This window comes from Clostridium ragsdalei P11 (genome assembly GCF_001675165.1).
Lineage (GTDB): Bacteria > Bacillota > Clostridia > Clostridiales > Clostridiaceae > Clostridium_B > Clostridium_B ragsdalei.
In genome coordinates this window covers 22,947-39,801 of sequence record NZ_LROS01000010.1, presented here as the reverse complement: position 1 = coordinate 39,801, position 16,855 = coordinate 22,947, and the positions used below count along the sequence as shown (strand labels likewise).

Annotated in this window: 15 protein-coding genes and 1 pseudogene; 7 read left to right on the top strand and 9 right to left on the bottom strand. The window is 30.4% G+C overall.

Features of this window, described 5'->3' with window-relative positions:
• The first annotated feature begins 68 nt into the window (after positions 1–68).
• A complete protein-coding gene (locus CLRAG_RS04705) occupies positions 69–1,271 on the top strand; it encodes an MFS transporter (protein WP_065077330.1) in 1,203 nt (400 codons plus the stop codon).
• 60 nt (positions 1,272–1,331) lie between these two features.
• Here CLRAG_RS04705 and CLRAG_RS04700 read toward each other — a convergent pair whose 3' ends face one another.
• Both CLRAG_RS04700 and CLRAG_RS04695 read right to left on the bottom strand, forming a co-directional pair.
• Positions 1,332–3,275: an ABC transporter permease gene (locus tag CLRAG_RS04700; protein WP_065077329.1), complete on the bottom strand. Its 1,944-nt coding sequence runs from the start codon at positions 3,273–3,275 to the stop codon at positions 1,332–1,334.
• Complete coding sequence (locus CLRAG_RS04695; protein ID WP_065077328.1) at positions 3,268–4,035, bottom strand: ABC transporter ATP-binding protein; 768 nt, start codon at positions 4,033–4,035, stop codon at positions 3,268–3,270. Before CLRAG_RS04695 ends, CLRAG_RS04700 begins: the two co-directional genes overlap by 8 nt.
• Positions 4,036–4,250: 215 nt before the next feature.
• Between CLRAG_RS04695 and CLRAG_RS04690 the strand changes: the two genes are divergently transcribed.
• The 3 genes and pseudogenes from CLRAG_RS04690 to CLRAG_RS04680 all read left to right on the top strand — a co-directional run.
• Positions 4,251–4,799 (top strand): tyrosine-type recombinase/integrase, encoded by a 549-nt coding sequence (locus CLRAG_RS04690; protein WP_065077327.1) that lies wholly within the window; start codon positions 4,251–4,253, stop codon positions 4,797–4,799.
• An 83-nt stretch (positions 4,800–4,882) separates the two neighbouring features.
• The gene (locus CLRAG_RS04685; RefSeq protein ID WP_065077326.1) at positions 4,883–6,265 is read left to right on the top strand and encodes a radical SAM/SPASM domain-containing protein; all 1,383 of its coding nucleotides are present in this window, start codon (positions 4,883–4,885) and stop codon (positions 6,263–6,265) included.
• A gap of 125 nt (positions 6,266–6,390) precedes the next feature.
• Positions 6,391–6,564: pseudogene (locus tag CLRAG_RS04680) on the top strand (carboxymuconolactone decarboxylase family protein); the annotation flags it as partial.
• A 47-nt stretch (positions 6,565–6,611) separates the two neighbouring features.
• Here the strand turns inward: CLRAG_RS04680 and CLRAG_RS04675 are convergent.
• The 7 genes from CLRAG_RS04675 to CLRAG_RS04640 form a co-directional block, all read right to left on the bottom strand.
• A complete protein-coding gene (locus CLRAG_RS04675) occupies positions 6,612–6,956 on the bottom strand; it encodes a cupin domain-containing protein (protein WP_065077325.1) in 345 nt (114 codons plus the stop codon).
• Between the two features lie 38 nt (positions 6,957–6,994).
• Complete coding sequence (locus CLRAG_RS04670; RefSeq protein WP_065077324.1) at positions 6,995–8,374, bottom strand: MATE family efflux transporter; 1,380 nt, start codon at positions 8,372–8,374, stop codon at positions 6,995–6,997.
• A 33-nt stretch (positions 8,375–8,407) separates the two neighbouring features.
• Entirely contained in the window at positions 8,408–9,421 is a 1,014-nt protein-coding gene (locus tag CLRAG_RS04665) for a sensor histidine kinase (RefSeq protein WP_065077323.1), read from the bottom strand.
• A 2-nt stretch (positions 9,422–9,423) separates the two neighbouring features.
• Positions 9,424–10,095 carry a response regulator transcription factor gene (locus tag CLRAG_RS04660; protein WP_065077322.1) on the bottom strand — a complete coding sequence of 224 codons (672 nt, stop codon included), beginning with the start codon at positions 10,093–10,095 and terminating at the stop codon, positions 9,424–9,426.
• Positions 10,096–10,414: 319 nt separating this feature from the next.
• Positions 10,415–11,593, bottom strand: a complete 1,179-nt coding sequence (locus CLRAG_RS04650) for an Ig-like domain-containing domain (RefSeq protein WP_065077320.1) — start codon at positions 11,591–11,593, stop codon at positions 10,415–10,417.
• A 171-nt stretch (positions 11,594–11,764) separates the two neighbouring features.
• Positions 11,765–12,565: an SDR family oxidoreductase gene (locus CLRAG_RS04645; protein WP_065077319.1), complete on the bottom strand. Its 801-nt coding sequence runs from the start codon at positions 12,563–12,565 to the stop codon at positions 11,765–11,767.
• A 64-nt stretch (positions 12,566–12,629) separates the two neighbouring features.
• Entirely contained in the window at positions 12,630–13,229 is a 600-nt protein-coding gene (locus tag CLRAG_RS04640; RefSeq protein ID WP_065077318.1) for a Crp/Fnr family transcriptional regulator, read from the bottom strand.
• Between the two features lie 240 nt (positions 13,230–13,469).
• Here CLRAG_RS04640 and CLRAG_RS04635 point away from each other — a divergent pair, with 240 nt between their 5' ends.
• The 3 genes from CLRAG_RS04635 (at position 13,470) to CLRAG_RS04625 (ending at position 16,776) form a co-directional block, all read left to right on the top strand.
• Positions 13,470–14,630 carry a MerR family transcriptional regulator gene (locus tag CLRAG_RS04635; protein WP_065077317.1) on the top strand — a complete coding sequence of 387 codons (1,161 nt, stop codon included), beginning with the start codon at positions 13,470–13,472 and terminating at the stop codon, positions 14,628–14,630.
• A 300-nt stretch (positions 14,631–14,930) separates the two neighbouring features.
• Positions 14,931–15,542 carry a TetR/AcrR family transcriptional regulator gene (locus tag CLRAG_RS04630; RefSeq protein WP_065077316.1) on the top strand — a complete coding sequence of 204 codons (612 nt, stop codon included), beginning with the start codon at positions 14,931–14,933 and terminating at the stop codon, positions 15,540–15,542.
• 16 nt (positions 15,543–15,558) lie between these two features.
• Entirely contained in the window at positions 15,559–16,776 is a 1,218-nt protein-coding gene (locus tag CLRAG_RS04625; protein WP_065077315.1) for a glycosyltransferase, read from the top strand.
• Positions 16,777–16,855 lie beyond the last annotated feature (79 nt).

Sequence of the window (16,855 nt, the reverse complement as noted above, 5' to 3'; positions counted from 1 at the left end):
TAAATGTTAGAAATCAAATTGTTAGATTTCTAACATATTTAATTATTTAGAGGTGAAAGAATTTATATATGACAGAAACAAAATCAAATTTAGAAACAAAAAAAGATATGAAACTGTGGAACTTCAATTTTATTGCCCTATTAGCGATTAATACCCTTACATTCATGGCATTTTATCTTGTTTTTCCACTTTTAGCAAAGTACACTTCAAATTTAGGTGCCTCTCTAAGCACTGCAGGCATAATTGTAGGTTTATTTTCATTTACAGCACTGCTTATTGGGCCATTTGGTGGAATACTCTCAGATAGAACTAGCAAAAAATATGTAATGATAATTGGTACTTTTATAAACGGAATTGCAACATTAGGTTATGGCTTGTCACCTAATATTACATTTATAATTTTTTTCCGAATAATACATGGTGCTAGTTTCAGTATAACTAGTGCAACAAGTATCGCCTGGGCAACTGATTTCATACCAAAAAATAAAATGGGAGAAGGTATAGGTTATCTTGGAATCAGTCAAATTATTGCAACTGCCTTTGGTCCCGAAATAGGAATAGAAGCTTCTAATCGATTCGGAATGTCCAAAACCTTTATAGTATCAGCAGTACTAATTATAATAGCTGCAGTGTGTATGAATTTTTTGCCAAGTAAAAATCAGATATCTATAAAAAATACAGTAGACAAAAAACATGCCATTCATTTAAAAGATATTATTGCATTTAAAATATTGCCACTATCTTTAATTGGCGGCTTATTTTTTATGGGAAATGGACTTGCCACTTCATTTTTAGTTTTACTAGGTGAAGAGCGTAAGATAAATGGAATTGGAATGTATTTCACAGTAAATGCATTGTTTCTTATTTTCACAAGACCAATGTCTGGAAAACTGTATGATAAAAAGGGACTTTCAACTGTTATGTATCCGGCATTATTGTTCAGCATCACAGAAGCACTTCTAATAGCTCATGCAAGTGCACTTTGGATGATACTTCTGGCAGCTATTTTTAAAGCATTTGGACAGGGAACTGCACAACCTGCTCTACAAGCAGAGTGTTTTCATAAATTGGGAAGTCAAAAAAAGGGACTAGCTTCAAGTACTTTTTTTATTGGTGCTAACCTGGGTCAAGGCCTAGGTCCTTTGCTAGGAGGAACTATTGCTTCCTCATTGGGTTATAAATGGTTGTTTAATTTTAGTGCTTTAGCATTACTTTGTGGAATTTTTGCTTATGCTATATACAATAAAAGGACTTGCTCTTCGTATTTCTAAAGTAAAATAAAAAGCCACCAACTGGCTCAATATATTGCCAATTGGTGGTTACACTTCATATTATTCAACAATTTTATAATATACCCTGGCTGTCAAAGAAAACACAATTGTATAAATTGTTGCAAAAACAACTATCGTTCCTGCAGTTGAAAGTATAAATAAATTTACATTTTTCAGACCTAAAACAGCAAGCATCTTTGTAATCATTGGAAATGCAAAGGCAATATGGATTACTGTGAAAACAAGAGGCAGGAAAAATACCATTAATACCTGACTTCTTATGGTTTTCTTTATTTCACTTTTATCCATTCCCACTTTCTGCATGATTTCAAAACGTTCCTTATCCTCATATCCCTCTGATATCTGCTTATAGTAAATAATAAGCACTGTTGCCATTAAGAATAATGCACCTAAAAATATTCCTAAGAAGAACAAACCGCCATATAGAGAAAGAAATCCTTCCCTGCCAGCTGCAGCACTTTCGGCATTAACTTTAATTTTATTTTCTGAAAACTTTTTATTTAACTTATCAGATATTGATAATATTTCTTTATTTGCACCATTAATATTAAATCCAATTGTGTATTCCTTGAATCCATTTTTTCCTACAGTATCTATATTATTTACAAATATCACATAGGTATCTACCATATCCGTCATAGCATTATTTAAACTAGATACTGGTTTATCCAATCTCTGTTTAACTTTAAAACTTTTATTATCAATATTAATTGTATCGCTAGTATAATTTTTTACTTTTGAGAAAAGAATTACTTCATTATCTTGAAGAGTAATATTCTTTCCTTCTAATCTATTGTAATCTGAAACAGGAATAGCCTCTATCATAGAAATATTTGAATTGCCAAGATTTTTTTTGACAGATAAAAATTTGCCATCTTTTTTTACAGCTTCAAAGCTATTATCAAGATAATAAAGCTTATCTTTCATATTTACTTTATTATTTTTTAAACTAGAATTTAAAACTTCATCCAACTTTTGTATCTGATTCTTATTACTTTCTCTAGTACTTATCATTATATCTCTTGGATATCGAAGTTTTAGAGAGTCTTCCATACCTATATATAAAGAAATCGTAGTTGAAAGCATGACAAGTACAGCAGTACTTAAGATACAAATGTTTGCAAGCCCTACTGCATTTTGTTTCATTCTATACATCATACCGGAAACAGATATAAAATGACCTGTCTTATAGTAAAAGTTCTTCTGCTTTCTGAGAAATTTTAATACTGCAATGCTTCCTGCTGTAAAGAGTGCATAAGTTCCTATCATAACCAGAATAACTGCACCAAAGAATAAGGTAAGAGCTGCAAGCGGTGATTTTACATTTAAAGCTATTCCATATCCACCGCAAAGAGCTGCCAATCCTATAATAGTCATAATCCATTTTGTTTTTGGTTCTTTTTCCCCCTGCTCTGACCCTTTTAAAAGTTCAATAGGCTTTAATATTTTAATCTGAAATAAATTTGATAATAATGTTACAAAGAAAATGCTGCAAAAAACAATCAAAGTTTTTATGATAGACGGCACCGAAATAGAAAATCCAAAGGATACTTTAAAATTAAGCATCTTTATGAGCAGAAGAAACATAAGCTTATTTAAAATAATTCCACCAATAAGTCCAACCGTTAAACTGATAATGGAAGTAAAAATACACTCAAAGCATAATATTTTTGCAATATGCTTTTTTTCAAGACCCAACACATTATACAGTCCAATTTCTTTTTTTCGCCTTTTAATAAGGAAACTATTTGTATAAAAAAGAAATATAGCTGAAAAAATTCCTATTACTATTGTTCCCAAAAAAAGAAGCGTTTTTAGGCTCTCAGATCCACTTGCTCCATCCAGTCCTTTGTTTATTGAAATTGCATGCATTATGTAAAACATCATAATTGTACATATACAAGTGAGTATAAATGGAAAATATGTTTTACTATTCTTTTTTATGTTTATTACTGCAAGTCTCGGATAAAACAGCTTATTCATTTGCCGCACCTCCAGTAGTAATCACCGTAAGTGTATTGGAGATTTTTTCAAACATTTCTTCTTTTGACATGGAACCCCTATAAAGCTGATGAAACACCTCTCCATCTTTTATAAAAAGTACTCTTCCTGCATGACTTGCTGCCTTTGTACTGTGAGTAACCATAACAATTGTCTGCCCTTCATTATTAATCTCTGAAAATAATTTTAAAAGCTGATCTGTTGATTTTGAATCAAGAGCCCCTGTGGGTTCATCTGCTAAAATAAGCTGTGGATCTGTAATTAGCGCCCTGGCAACAGCTGCCCTCTGTTTTTGACCTCCTGATACCTCATAAGGGAATTTTTCTAGTATATTCTCTATTCCCAATTTTCCTGCAATAGGCTTCAATCTTTTTGCCATTTCTCCATAAGATTTTCTTGATAAAACAAGTGGTAAAAAAATATTATCTTTTAAAGAAAAGGTATCAAGTAAGTTAAAGTCTTGAAATACAAAACCTAAATTTTCTCTACGAAATGCAGTTATTTCACTTTCTTTAATTGCTACAATATTCTTACCCTGCAGTAAAATCTCACCGCTGGTTGGCTTATCTAAAGATGCCAGTATGTTAAGTAATGTAGTTTTTCCCGAACCTGACTCTCCCATAATTGCTACATATTCTCCTTTTTCCACTGAAAAGGTTACATTACTTAAAGCTTGAACCTGGTTTCCTCCAAATCTTGATGAATATATTTTCTTTAAATTATTTACTTCTAATAACTTCATTTTCTTCCTCCCCTGTTCACTTTGACTATACTATAATTATAAAAAAAAGAGAAATGCAGAGCCATAACTTTGGCTTACATTTTCTCTTTTAACCTTACATGTTTGTAAGATGCTCTAAGTAAAAAAGTACCGTTTATATATTATTTTTCGTTTCAATGTATTGTTTTTATGATATAATATAGAAAACAATACATAGCTTTCAGGAGGAAAAAGTGATGGTTGTGGATCCAATTAGAGATAAAAACAAGATAGACGCATTGCTCATGCATTTAAAAGATAAAAGTGAAAGAGATTGGCTGTTAGCAAAATTTCAATTAAACACGGGATTAAGGATTAGTGACGTAATTAAAGTTAGAGTACAAGATTTGATGACTTCCTATCTTAGTTTCAAGGATGATCTTGTGATTCAAAAAAAGAAAATCAAATTAAATAACAGTCTTAAAAAAGCTCTAAATGCCTATATAGAGCATAATAATCTTGGACAAACTTTTTATATTTTTCAGAGCAGAAAAGGCTTAAATAAACCCATAAGTGTCACACAAGCTTATAGGATTCTAAAAACTACAGCTGTAAGTCTGCATATAAATAATTTTGGTACTCACAGCTTAAGGAAAACATGGGGATACTGGACTTATAAGGCGAACAGATACAATATTGGTCTTATCATGTATACATTTAATCATTCATCAAAAAAGATCACTCTTAGATATATTGGGATAACTCAGGAAAATAAAGATGAATTATATTCTTTAGTTCAATTTTAATTTATAGCACTCGTATAATATACTAAAAATTTTATAGATATATAGGCAAAAAAATTTTTAAAATTTGCTAGGAGGAATCTTATATGAAAATAAAAAATGCTTTAGAAAAAAACACTAAACAAGCTATTGTAAACAAAATCGTTAATTATCTTGATAAAAACCCAGGAGAAAATGTAGATAAAATATTTTCAGCTATTAAATTGCTTACAAAAGATAAATCTGCATTAGCTCAGATTGAGTTTGTTGAGAATTACTACAACAACGATAAATGCAAGCATGAATTTATCCAGGATATTTTAAAAAATACAGATACTAAATGTTTAAAGAAGTTTTTTACTAATTTTTTTGCAAATGCAAATTGGTATGCTGGTCCTAAGAGACAAAAATACATGGATGAAGAAAATACTAAAATACCCTTTGTCATGCTTTTAAGTCCATCTATGAGGTGTCCACTTCACTGTAAAGGATGCTATGCTTCAAGCTACAGTAAAAAAGATGATATTCCACCGGAAGAAGTTGATAGGATTATAGGAGAAGCAAGAGATCTTGGAATTTATTATATTATTATTCTAGGCGGCGAACCTTTCTTCAATGATTATCTTCTGGATATATATGAAAAATATGACGATATAATGTTTACACCGTTTACTAGTGGACTTCTACTCAATGAAAAAATTGCAGATAGAATTAAGAAATGTGGTAACGTAATACCTATGCTTTCAATTGAAGGATTTGAAAATGATACTGATGCTCGTAGAGGAAAAGGAACATACCAAAAAGTTTTAAAGGCTATGGACATGCTCCATGAAAGGGGTATATTATTTGGAGTATCTTCAGCAGTTACAAGAACTAATATAAACACCGTAGTCAGTGATGAATTTACCGATATGTTAATTGAAAAAGGTTCAAAAATGAGCTGGTACTTTTTATTCATGCCTGTTAATGGCGAAGATGAAGATTTTAATATGATGCTTACAGCAGAACAGAGAGATTACCTTGGAAAAAGAGCTAGAGAAATAAGAGCTAATAAACCATATTTTACTTTAGACTTCTTCAATGATGCCCCATATGTAGGTGGGTGTATAGCAGGTAAATATTATTTTCATGTTAATTCAAAAGAGGATGTTGAGCCTTGTATATTTTCTCACTTTTCAACAGTTAACTTAAAGGACAGGCATTTAATTGATGCTTTTAGGGATCCTTTTTTCAAAAAGTTAAGATCAATACAACCTTATAATAAAAATATGTTAAGACCGTGTATGATGATAGATAACACAAATGTTATAATTAATGTATGTAAGGAGGTTGGTGCAAAGCCTGACGATTCTGGAGCAGAAAAAATGCTTCATGACAATGAATTTCATAAAAAAATAACAAAATCAGCGGAAGATTTTGTACCATATGCAGAAAAAACATGGGATGAAGTTTTTAAGAAAACGGGTAATGATAATTTTGCTAAAGGATAAGGCACTGCTGAGGAGCAGCCTGAGAAACGTCTATTAGTGTTCTTTACAAAAACAGATGGTTTTAAACTATCGGTTTCTGGAAGAACAAAAAGCGATAAACCTCAGTGGTTTGGTGACCTAATTTATTAATGACAAAAGTCATTTTTGATAGCTCTTTAAAATACCATATGGCAAATGCAAAAAATAAAAATGTGGCTGCAGAAGAAATTGCTGAGGCTATCACACATTTGGCATTTTATGTAGGATGGCCAAATGCATGGGCAGCATTTACACTAGCAAAAGAAGTTTGGGAGGAATAAAGTATATGGAAAAAAAGTGAGACTGTATATAAGTCCCACTTTTTTACTTACTTTTTTAAAATTAGTGCAACAAATTCTATATCTTCAGTTCCTGTGTTTTTAACTCCATGACCATTTCCATCCTCACAAAAAGTAACATCTCCTGCCTTAACAGGGATTTCATCCTTATTATCTTGATACATTCCCTTTCCTGACAAAAAGTAATATGTTTCAGTCTCATCATGATGCTCATGATATCCAATTTCACAGCCTGGTTTCAAAGTAATCTTTGAAAATAATTTACAGTGTTCTCCTAAGTATTCAGGAGCTAATAAACTTTCTTTTAAAATATATCCATTTGCTCCATTGACATTGTCTTGCCTAATAATTTCTCTTTTTTCATTATTAATCATTTTTTCATCCTCCATAAATTTTTTAGTATCAAAATTTTTTAAGAATTGACTTTTTTAAAATCGGTATCTTGAGACATACAATTTTCATTCATATGTTTTATTTCCAAGAATATAAAAATTCCAGTTATAAGGGCAGATAAAACATCTGCGATGGGCGGAGTCATCCATACACCTTCAGTACCCCAAAAGCGCGGCAATACTAGTAATAGAGGAATTAATACCAGCAGTTGTCTTGATAGTCCAAGGATCGTAGATTGAATTGGCTTTCCAACTGCTTGAAAATATTGAGAACCAACAATTTGAAAACCCGCTACAGGAAACATAAGGAAAAACATTGACATTGCATGGGCAGTTAGTTTATTCAATTTTACATTATTGTTAGAAAACATACCAGCAATTTGAGTTGGCCATAAGTGTACCACTGCAGTACTGAATGTGGCAATTACTATACCTACAATTATAGCTTTCTTCAAAGTTTCTTTTACTCTATCAAATTGCTGGGCACCATAATTAAAACCGATAATAGGTTGAGCCCCCTGACTAACACCAAGTATAGGCATAAACATTAAAGTAGCTATACTACCAACAATGCCCATAGCTGACAGTGATATGTCTCCACCATAAGTCATTAATGATTTATTTAAAATAACGTTTTGAAGACTGTTAGCCAATTGCATTGAAAAAGGTGCAAAACCAATACACATAATACTAATGACCAAGTTTTTCTGCAATTTGAGATTTTTTATTCGTATTTTGAGGAAACTAGATTTCGATTGAAAATAACTTAAGACCCAAATGGCTGAAAATGTTTGGCCACAAACTGTTGCCAGTGCAGATCCTTTAATTCCAATGCCTAGCTTCATAACAAAAATATAATTAAGGACTATATTAATTGCCGTTCCAATTACTTGAGTATACATGGACATTCTAGGATTACCTTCAGCTCTAATAAAATTAACCATTCCCATACTCAGAGAACCCACCCATGATGCTAACATTATAATATGTGTAAATTCTTTGGCATAAGGCAAAACCTCGGCACTAGCTCCAAAAAAAGTCAAAATAGAATTACTAAAAAGAAAATAAATAATGCTAATACACAGCGGCAGTAAGATCAACAAAAATATAGCATTCCCCATAATCTTTTCAGCTTCCTCTGGCTTCTTTTCTCCCAAACGAATAGATATGAGTGATGTAGCACCAACACCAATCAGCACAGAAACTGCCATAAGAATAAGCATAATCGGAAAAGCCACAGTTGTGGCTGCAATTGCAATTGAACCAACTCCTCGTCCTACAAATATTCGGTCAATAATATTATACAGAGAATTTATCAGCATGGCAATTACTGCTGGCCATGAGAATTTCCACAACAAATTATTAATTTTTCCATTTCTAAGTTCACTTATACTATCCATTTCTAATTCACCTTCCTAATTTTTTTGCACAAATTATTCAATTATAGTTTTCACAGAAGAAAGATTTATCTTTACCGTTGTTCCAACGCCAACCTTGGAGGTAATGGTTATTGTGTGTGAAAGTTTATCTAATATCTTTTTACAAAGATAAAGCCCTATTCCCGTAGCCTTTTTATCAGCACGTCCATTATATCCAGTAAAACCTTTTTCAAATACCCTTGGCAAATCTTCCTCTGCAATTCCTACTCCCGTATCTTCAATTACAAGTACCTTTTTAGAATCATCCTCCATATATATTGATATTTTTCCGCTGCTTGTGTACTTTAATGCATTCCATAGTATTTGTTCAATTACAAATACCAGCCACTTTTCATCTGTAAGCACAGTACAATCCATTTCTTTTAAATCAAGGGATATATTTTTTCTAACAAATACATGTGCATACTTTCTTATAACTTGTTTTATAATCTGAAGTAAGCTATAGTTTTTAAGCACCAGATCCGATGAGACACTATCAATCTTTAGGTACCCAAGTACCATTTCAACATACTGCTCAATTTTAAAAGTTTGCTCTAATAATTCCTTGTTTCGTTCAGTATACTCGCTTTGTAGTATTAATCTCATTGCTGCAATAGGTGTTTTAATTTGATGTGCCCATAGGGTATAATAATCTATCATTTCTGATTGCTTAATATCTGTTTTTGAAATTAGTTCCGTACTTTGTCTATAAAGTGTCTGCAAAACATTCTGATAGTCAGCTTCAATTAGATTATTAGCTGCTGGCAACTTATCTAACCCTATATTTATCTTTTTCTCAATAATACAAAGTTCATCATGCTTTTTATAGCACTTAATAAAATCGTAAATAATAAAAAGAAAAGCTACAATTGATGATAAAAAGAAGGCATACAAAACTGGCTCAAGCTGCAGTGAATATAATGAAAATACTACAGCAAAAATTCCAGCAAAAATGCCGTACATTATTATTGCTTTTTTATGACCTTTAACATACCATAATAAAAGCTGTAAAAAAGATTTTTCTTTCATAATTATTCCACCATATATCCAATTCCTTTTTTTGTCCTAATAAAATCGCAAATTCCAGCATCTGAAAGTTTTTTTCTAAGACGGGCTACATTAACAGTTAAAGTATTATCATCTATATAGCTATCACTTTCCCAAAGCCTTGTCATAATAACATCTCTTGGAACTACTTTTTCAACATTTTCAAGCAAAATTTGAAGTATCTTAAATTCATTCTTTGTAAGTTCAATCTTACTATTTTCATATTCAACAGCAGCACTGCTTAAATTTAGCACTACACCATTATGCTCAATTATATCCATTTTTCCGCCAAAAGAATATGTCCTTCGTAATAATGCCTGTACCTTTGCCACAAGAATATTTAAATCAAAAGGTTTGGAAATAAAGTCATCACCACCCATATTTACAGCCATAATGATATTCATATTATCGGACATAGAAGAGACAAAAATAATAGGAACCTTTGATATTCTTCGGATTTCACTGCACCAATGATATCCATTGAAAAATGGCAGGGATATATCCAAAAGTACAAGATGAGGCTCAAACTTAATGAATTCTGCAGTAATGTCTTTGAAATCAGTTATAAATTCAGTTTCATAATTCCATCCACTGAGACAATTTTTCATTGATTTTGCAATTGTCATATCGTCTTCAACAATTAAAATTTTATACATACTTTACCTCTATTCAGCACCTTTTATATTTACTTTTCTATTATACAATAAATTTCTATTCTTTTCATATTATTTCATCTGACTTAAATATCATATATAATCTAAAAAATTATGTTAATCCTTTTAAAAACTTTATTTACAGCATAAAAAACTTAAAAAAACTAGATTATGGCACTAGAGCTAGTGTAAAAGGTTTAAAGGAGCTTCAAGATGTTGAGAATGAATTTAATGAAATGGTAATAGAACTTGAAAAAGTTAAAGAAGAAAGCAAAAGAATAGATGAGAGTAAAGAAAGCTATCTTCTTTAATTGAAGATTATTTATCGTAGGTCAACAATTTGTCCCCAAGACTTATAATCCTTAGTACAATCTATTTCTAAATGATAAACTTTTTTATCTAATGTGAAGTCCTTACCATCATAAGTTTTCATTTTATTTGAAATAGTTTTTTCTATACTCCATTCTCCTAAAAATGAGCTTATATTTAAAATATGATATCTCTCATTTTCTGTTTGATCGGTTATATAAACATCGATATCGCCATTACTACACCCTATACCTGAAAAAATCAAATTATCACCATTTTTGATTTTAACATTATCCTCTAGTATATTTTCACTTTCTGTAGTTCCACCATTGCTAACAGTTTTAGTTATTGTAAAATAATTTCCTGGATAAACAGGTTTATTTATTTGTTGAAGTAAATATTGTGGAAGTGTTTTAGAGTATACTGTATAATACTTTAAATTACCATTTATATCGCCACTATTGTCAAAAGCCATAATATACCGATCTGTAAAAGGCACTTTAATTGTTTCTTTACCTTGAAGTGTATTTGTTATGTTAGTTTCCTTTATTAATGGCCAAATATGAATGTAACTCTTAGTATTTTTCATTGCTAAAGTAAGCGGAATAAATTTTTTAAATCCAATTGATTTTACTTCATCTTCAGTAGATTCCATTATTTTAGTAGATGTATTTACCATTGATACTACTTCATTAATTCTAGCATCATCTCTTTTAGGTGGTTCCATCCCATTTGATATAACTTGTGTAAAATTGTTATCTGCCAAGGTCACAAAATCAACATTCTCAGCTTTAATAGGGAAATTCAAATTTTCGTTAACTTTCTCATCCCCATTAACTTTAAAATCTTTAGTTGCACTTTCTTTTAAAATTTTACCTTCAACTGACTTTATGCCTTCATTTATATGCAAAGTATATGTTTCACCTGTAAGATATTCTTTTTTAGGTATTAATGTAACTGATTTTTTATCACTACTTATACTTATAGTCGTTTCAACTATATTACCTTTAGCATCTGTTACATTTATATTTTTCTCTAATGATTCTGTATCAATCACACTATTAAATTTTATAGTCCACAACTTATTTCTTGCCACATCTTCTTGATTTTGAAATTCTTTAGCATATACACAAGTTGGTAAAATTAAATTACATACTAAAATCAAAGATAATATTTTATAACTATTTTTCATGGAAGCATACCCCTTTTAATGAATATTGTGTAACTAAATTATAGCACTCTTATTATCATTTTATCTAGAATAGACTAGTTTTAATTTCTGCTTCATCTTATGATATTAGTATATTTATAACACTTCTTTGTACCAATTTGGTGGGAATTATGTTGTAAAATAGTAATTTATCTATCTTTTTTTCATAAAGTATTCTCTTAGAAAATCAGGAAAATATGTAACCATCTTATATGTAAATGGAACAGCAACTTTATAACGAGCATTAAGTCGTTTTTTCAAAATTATATCACTAATAGCTTGTGCTGCTACTTTAGGATCAGCTTGTTTTTGCTTTTTTCTATATTCATCATCTGATTTATAAAAATGTGAATAACAAGAATTTTCATTTTTTATAACATCGCCTGAATTATCCACTAATGCCTTAAAAAAGTTGGTTTTCATGGGACCTGGCTCAATGACGGTGCTCTGAATATTGTAGCTGTGTAATTCTAAACGAAGTGTGTCACTTAGTGCCTCAACTGCAAATTTTGATGCACAATACGCTCCATTGATGGATTGAACAAATTTCCCTGAAATGGAGCCAATATTTATAATCTTACCAAATTGTTTTTTACGCATTTCTGGAATAACTGCCTGAATCATGTTAATAATACCAAATACATTTACATCAAACATACTTTTAGCACTATTTAAATCAATTTCTTCTAAAGCTCCTCTAATTGAATAGCCTGCGTTATTTATAAGAATATCAATTTTATGAAATTTTGATACAACTTCATTTATTGTACTGTTAATAGACTCTTTTTGGGTAACATCCAGTGGTAATCTTAAGGACGCAGATAAATCTTTTAAAGTTTCTACATTTCTTGCTGTTGCAACAACCGTACATCCTTTGTGAAACAATATACTACAAAGCTCTCTTCCAATCCCTGTAGAACATCCAGTAATTAAAACAACTATTTCATTTTTCATAACAATTAACCTCCAGTAATAAAAATTAACTACATCATAAATCACCTAGAGATTTATTGCATTATCATTTGTTAAGATTTAATTTTCTTCTTATTCTGCTAAGAGACACAGGAGTTATTCCTAAATAGGATGCAATATAACACTGCTTAACACGTTCTTCCAAATCAGGGTATGTATCAAGAAATTGTTTATAACGCTTTACACTATCTAATAATTTAAAACTAATTGCATGCTCTTCTTTTATGACAAGTACCTTATCAATCATTTTCTTGTAAAATAAAAGTAATTGATAGTTTCCTTCTACTATTTTTTCAAAATTGGAAATCTTAACTACAAGAATTTCACTATCTTCTAGTGCTTGTATACAATACATAGATTCTTTTTGAGATAGATATGCTGCATAAGAGAATAATATTCCACCTTCTGCATAAAAATACTTAGTTACATCATTTCCTGATTTATCAATATAATAAGATCGAAATACCCCCTTAATAATAAAACCTATTTCAGTAGATTTTTCACCTTCCTGTAAAAAGAACATATCCTTTTTTAATACCTTAGGCTTAGAAATATTCTTCAATAAAGCAACATTTTCCTCATCAAGAAAAATATCATTACTTTTTAAAAGATTTACCAATAAAACATTGTATGCATTTTCATTCATGCCAAAAATTCTCCTCTTTTAAATATCCATTTACTAATACTTTTTTACCTTATTTAAAAATAGCATAGCATAAATTTCAAAACTTACATAGAGAATATAAAACAATATTTTTAAAAGTATTGACCCTAACATTATGTCATAGTGTAATATAGAATCAGAGGTTAACAATACTAACAAAACTCATGCCGGCAGAGTGTTAGGCAGTATTAAAGCTCTAAAATCAAAGTTTGAGGTGAGGTTATGAGAACAGTAAAACAAGTTTCGGATTTAACAGGAATAAGCGTGCGTATGCTGCACCACTACGATAAAATTGGATTATTAAAACCAACTAAATTGACAGAAGCAGGTTATAGGCTTTATGACGATGAGGCTCTTGAAACTTTGCAGCAGATTTTATTTTTTAAGGAACTTGATTTACCACTAAAGGAAATTAAAGAAATCATAACAAGTCCTCACTTCGATAAGATGGAAGCACTAAAAAATCATAAGAAACTAATCATTTTAAAACGAGATAGATTAAATGGTTTGATAGAGCTTATAAATAAGACCTTAAAAGGAGCGAATACAATGAGTTTTAAAGAATTTGATATGAGTGAATATTATAATGTACTAGAAGAATTCAAGAAAAAAAATAAAGATAGAGTAATTAAAAACTGGGGAAGTATAGATAAATTTGATGAAATGATTGAAACAATGAAAGCTAATGAAGCTGAAATTGCTAAAAGTGCAATAAAGCAATATGGAAGTATTGAAAGATATGTTGAGGCTGCAAAGAAAAATCTCAACAATAGTGTTATGCAGAATATAGCAGAACAATATGATAAATTTAAAAAAGACTGCTTGGAAAACAAGCACCCAAAATTAGAAGAACTATATAAAAAGCTTGTATCTGACCTAAGCAAAGCTCCTTCTTCAAAGGAAATCCAGCAAATTGCTGAAGAAATAACAAATACAGCTAAAAAAGATTATGAAATTTTTGAAGGTGATAAGGGAAACGATCGCTGGTACTATATGTCAAAAAGTTATTTACTAAATCCTGAGTGGATAGAAGACTTCGATAAAAAATATGGCAGTGGTGCGTGTAAATTCATTGGAGAAGCTCTAAAATTTTATTTAAAAGATTATCAACCTAAATTGGAAAAACTATATGAAAAGCTTGCATCTGATTTAAGCAAAGCTCCTTCTTCAGAAGAGATTCAAAAAATTGTTTCTGAAATTGCAGATACATATAAAAAGCAGCATAAAGCTTTAAACGTAGATGTGGGAGATAACTTTTTGGGAACTATGGCTGATCTTTATTCAAAGCCTGCGTATATCAAAGTCTTTGATGAGAAACACAAAAGTGGTGCCTCTAAATTTATTGGAGAAGCCCTAAAATTTTATTGTGAAAATAGTAAGTAAATAATTAATCAAAAGGGTAACGTCGGGTATATAGAAATATCCTACATACCCCTACTCATCCCGATATCAATTCATTTTTGCCACATAATATGCAATTTAATATATTATACTACACACCAATCTTTTCTACTTTATTATTCTGTTTAACACAATTTTTTTCACATAAAGCACGACAACTGATCCAATGGTTAATATAATGAAAATTATCATTACTTTCTTTACTTGACAATAAAAAATAGCGGGACTATACTTAGTAAGTACTTACTAAGTAATAAATATGTACATTACAGGAGGATAAAATTGAAAAGTAATTCAAAATCAAGGATGAGCCGTGAGGAAAGAGCAGAACAAATTGTAAGCATTGGAAAAGAACTTATGTTAAAAAAAGGATATGGTTTTACCGCCAAAGATATTGCAAATGCCATTGGAATTAGTGAAACTATGATATACTGCATTTTCCCTAATAAGAAGAAAATAATTGAAGCTATATATTCTAAAATTTTTACTTCGGTAGAAATCTTAGGAATTCCTAAAGAAGCAAGTGAGAATTATCGAACTGAACTTATAGATTATTTTATATGCTTTTATAAAAATGTTACCGAAAGAAATATGTTGGAATTTCATTATCTCTATGCTATGGATAAATCCGGAAACAGGCCAGATCTTTCTCTAATTGAAAAATCAGCTCCAAATTTAAATGGTCCTCTAGAAAACTATATAATTTCAGGTATAAATAAAGGTTACTTCAGAAAAGTTAACGCAGAATCTGCAGCAGAATTCATATATAGTGCTTTTTTCAATTTTGTTTTTTTTCATGAACTCTTTTTAAGAGAAAAACTTTCTGCTGAGGAACTAAAGTGTAAAATTAGTACGTTTATAGACCTTTTCATAAATGGAATAAATAAAATTTAATTAGGAGATGTTTAATTTGAAAAAAATATTGTTTACACCAGGAATAGCCTCTGTTGAAGCTTTGGGTAGCATAACCAGATTAATTGCTATAGCAGACGAAATTAAAAAAAAGCAACAAAATTGCAGCATACTATTTAGAGCTGCAGGAAGAGAAGCTGACTATGCCGCAGCCTGTGGATATAAAGTTATACAAGGATATAAGCCACCTATACCAAAATTATGGCAGCAAAAAAATTGTAATACTGTTAAGGAAAGTTCACACGCACATAAATTTTCTATTAGCAGCTTATGTGATGTAATAAGATTTAAAGGGCTTATTTCCAAGGAATATGTACAAAATACCTTTAAAGAAGAAATGGAACTAGTGCAAAATTTTAAGCCAGATCTAATATTCGGAGAATTTGAAACGGTGATGCCTATAGTTGCAAAGAAAATGGACATACCATATTTTTGTACTGGTGGTACTCCAGGTAAAAAAGATTTCTGTTATTTTGGATTTTCTAATAAAACCGATGAAGTATATGCTGAAGATTATAATGAGCTTTTAAAAACTTTAAATTTAAAAACTATTAAAAATATATGTGAACTTAATCAAGACTATAATTCCAATAAAATTTTTGTTCCAAGCATACCTGATCTTGAGGATTTAAAAGACAGCTCAAAATATATATTTCTAGGCTCAATAATACCTAAAAATTTTATAAAATCCAACTTCAATTTTGAAAAAAAGCGTCCATTAATATATGTGTATTTAAGTGCAGGAGCAATAACTCCAGATATGTACCAAAAAATAATTTTAGATACTTTCCTAGATTCAGAATTCGATGTTATAGTTACAGCAGGAGGAAATCCTAAATTTAAGGGTAGTATGGACTCTAATACTGGAAATGTACACTTTATGAATATTGTTCCATCAGACAAAGTTCTAAAAATGTCAGATATTGCTATTCACCATGGCGGTCAAAATACAACAGTACAATGCATTGAAAATGAAGTACCTGCAATTATTTTTCCTGGAAATCATTTTGAACGCTACTTTAATGCTGAGAAGGCCTCTGAAATAGGTTGTGCATTAAATCCTGGTATATATAATTTCAATAAAGAATTTCTTTTAGAAATGTGTACAAAAATTATTAAAGATAACACCTTCAAGCAAAATCTTAAAATATATTCAACTAAAATAAAAAGCTTGGGCGGTGCAGCTAAAGCTGCAGATTTTATATTAAATTATTAAATTCATATTATCAAATGGAGCTGCTTTTTCAAAAATCACATCTTATAAGCTGCATACTTGTGCTGCAATTTTGCCATAA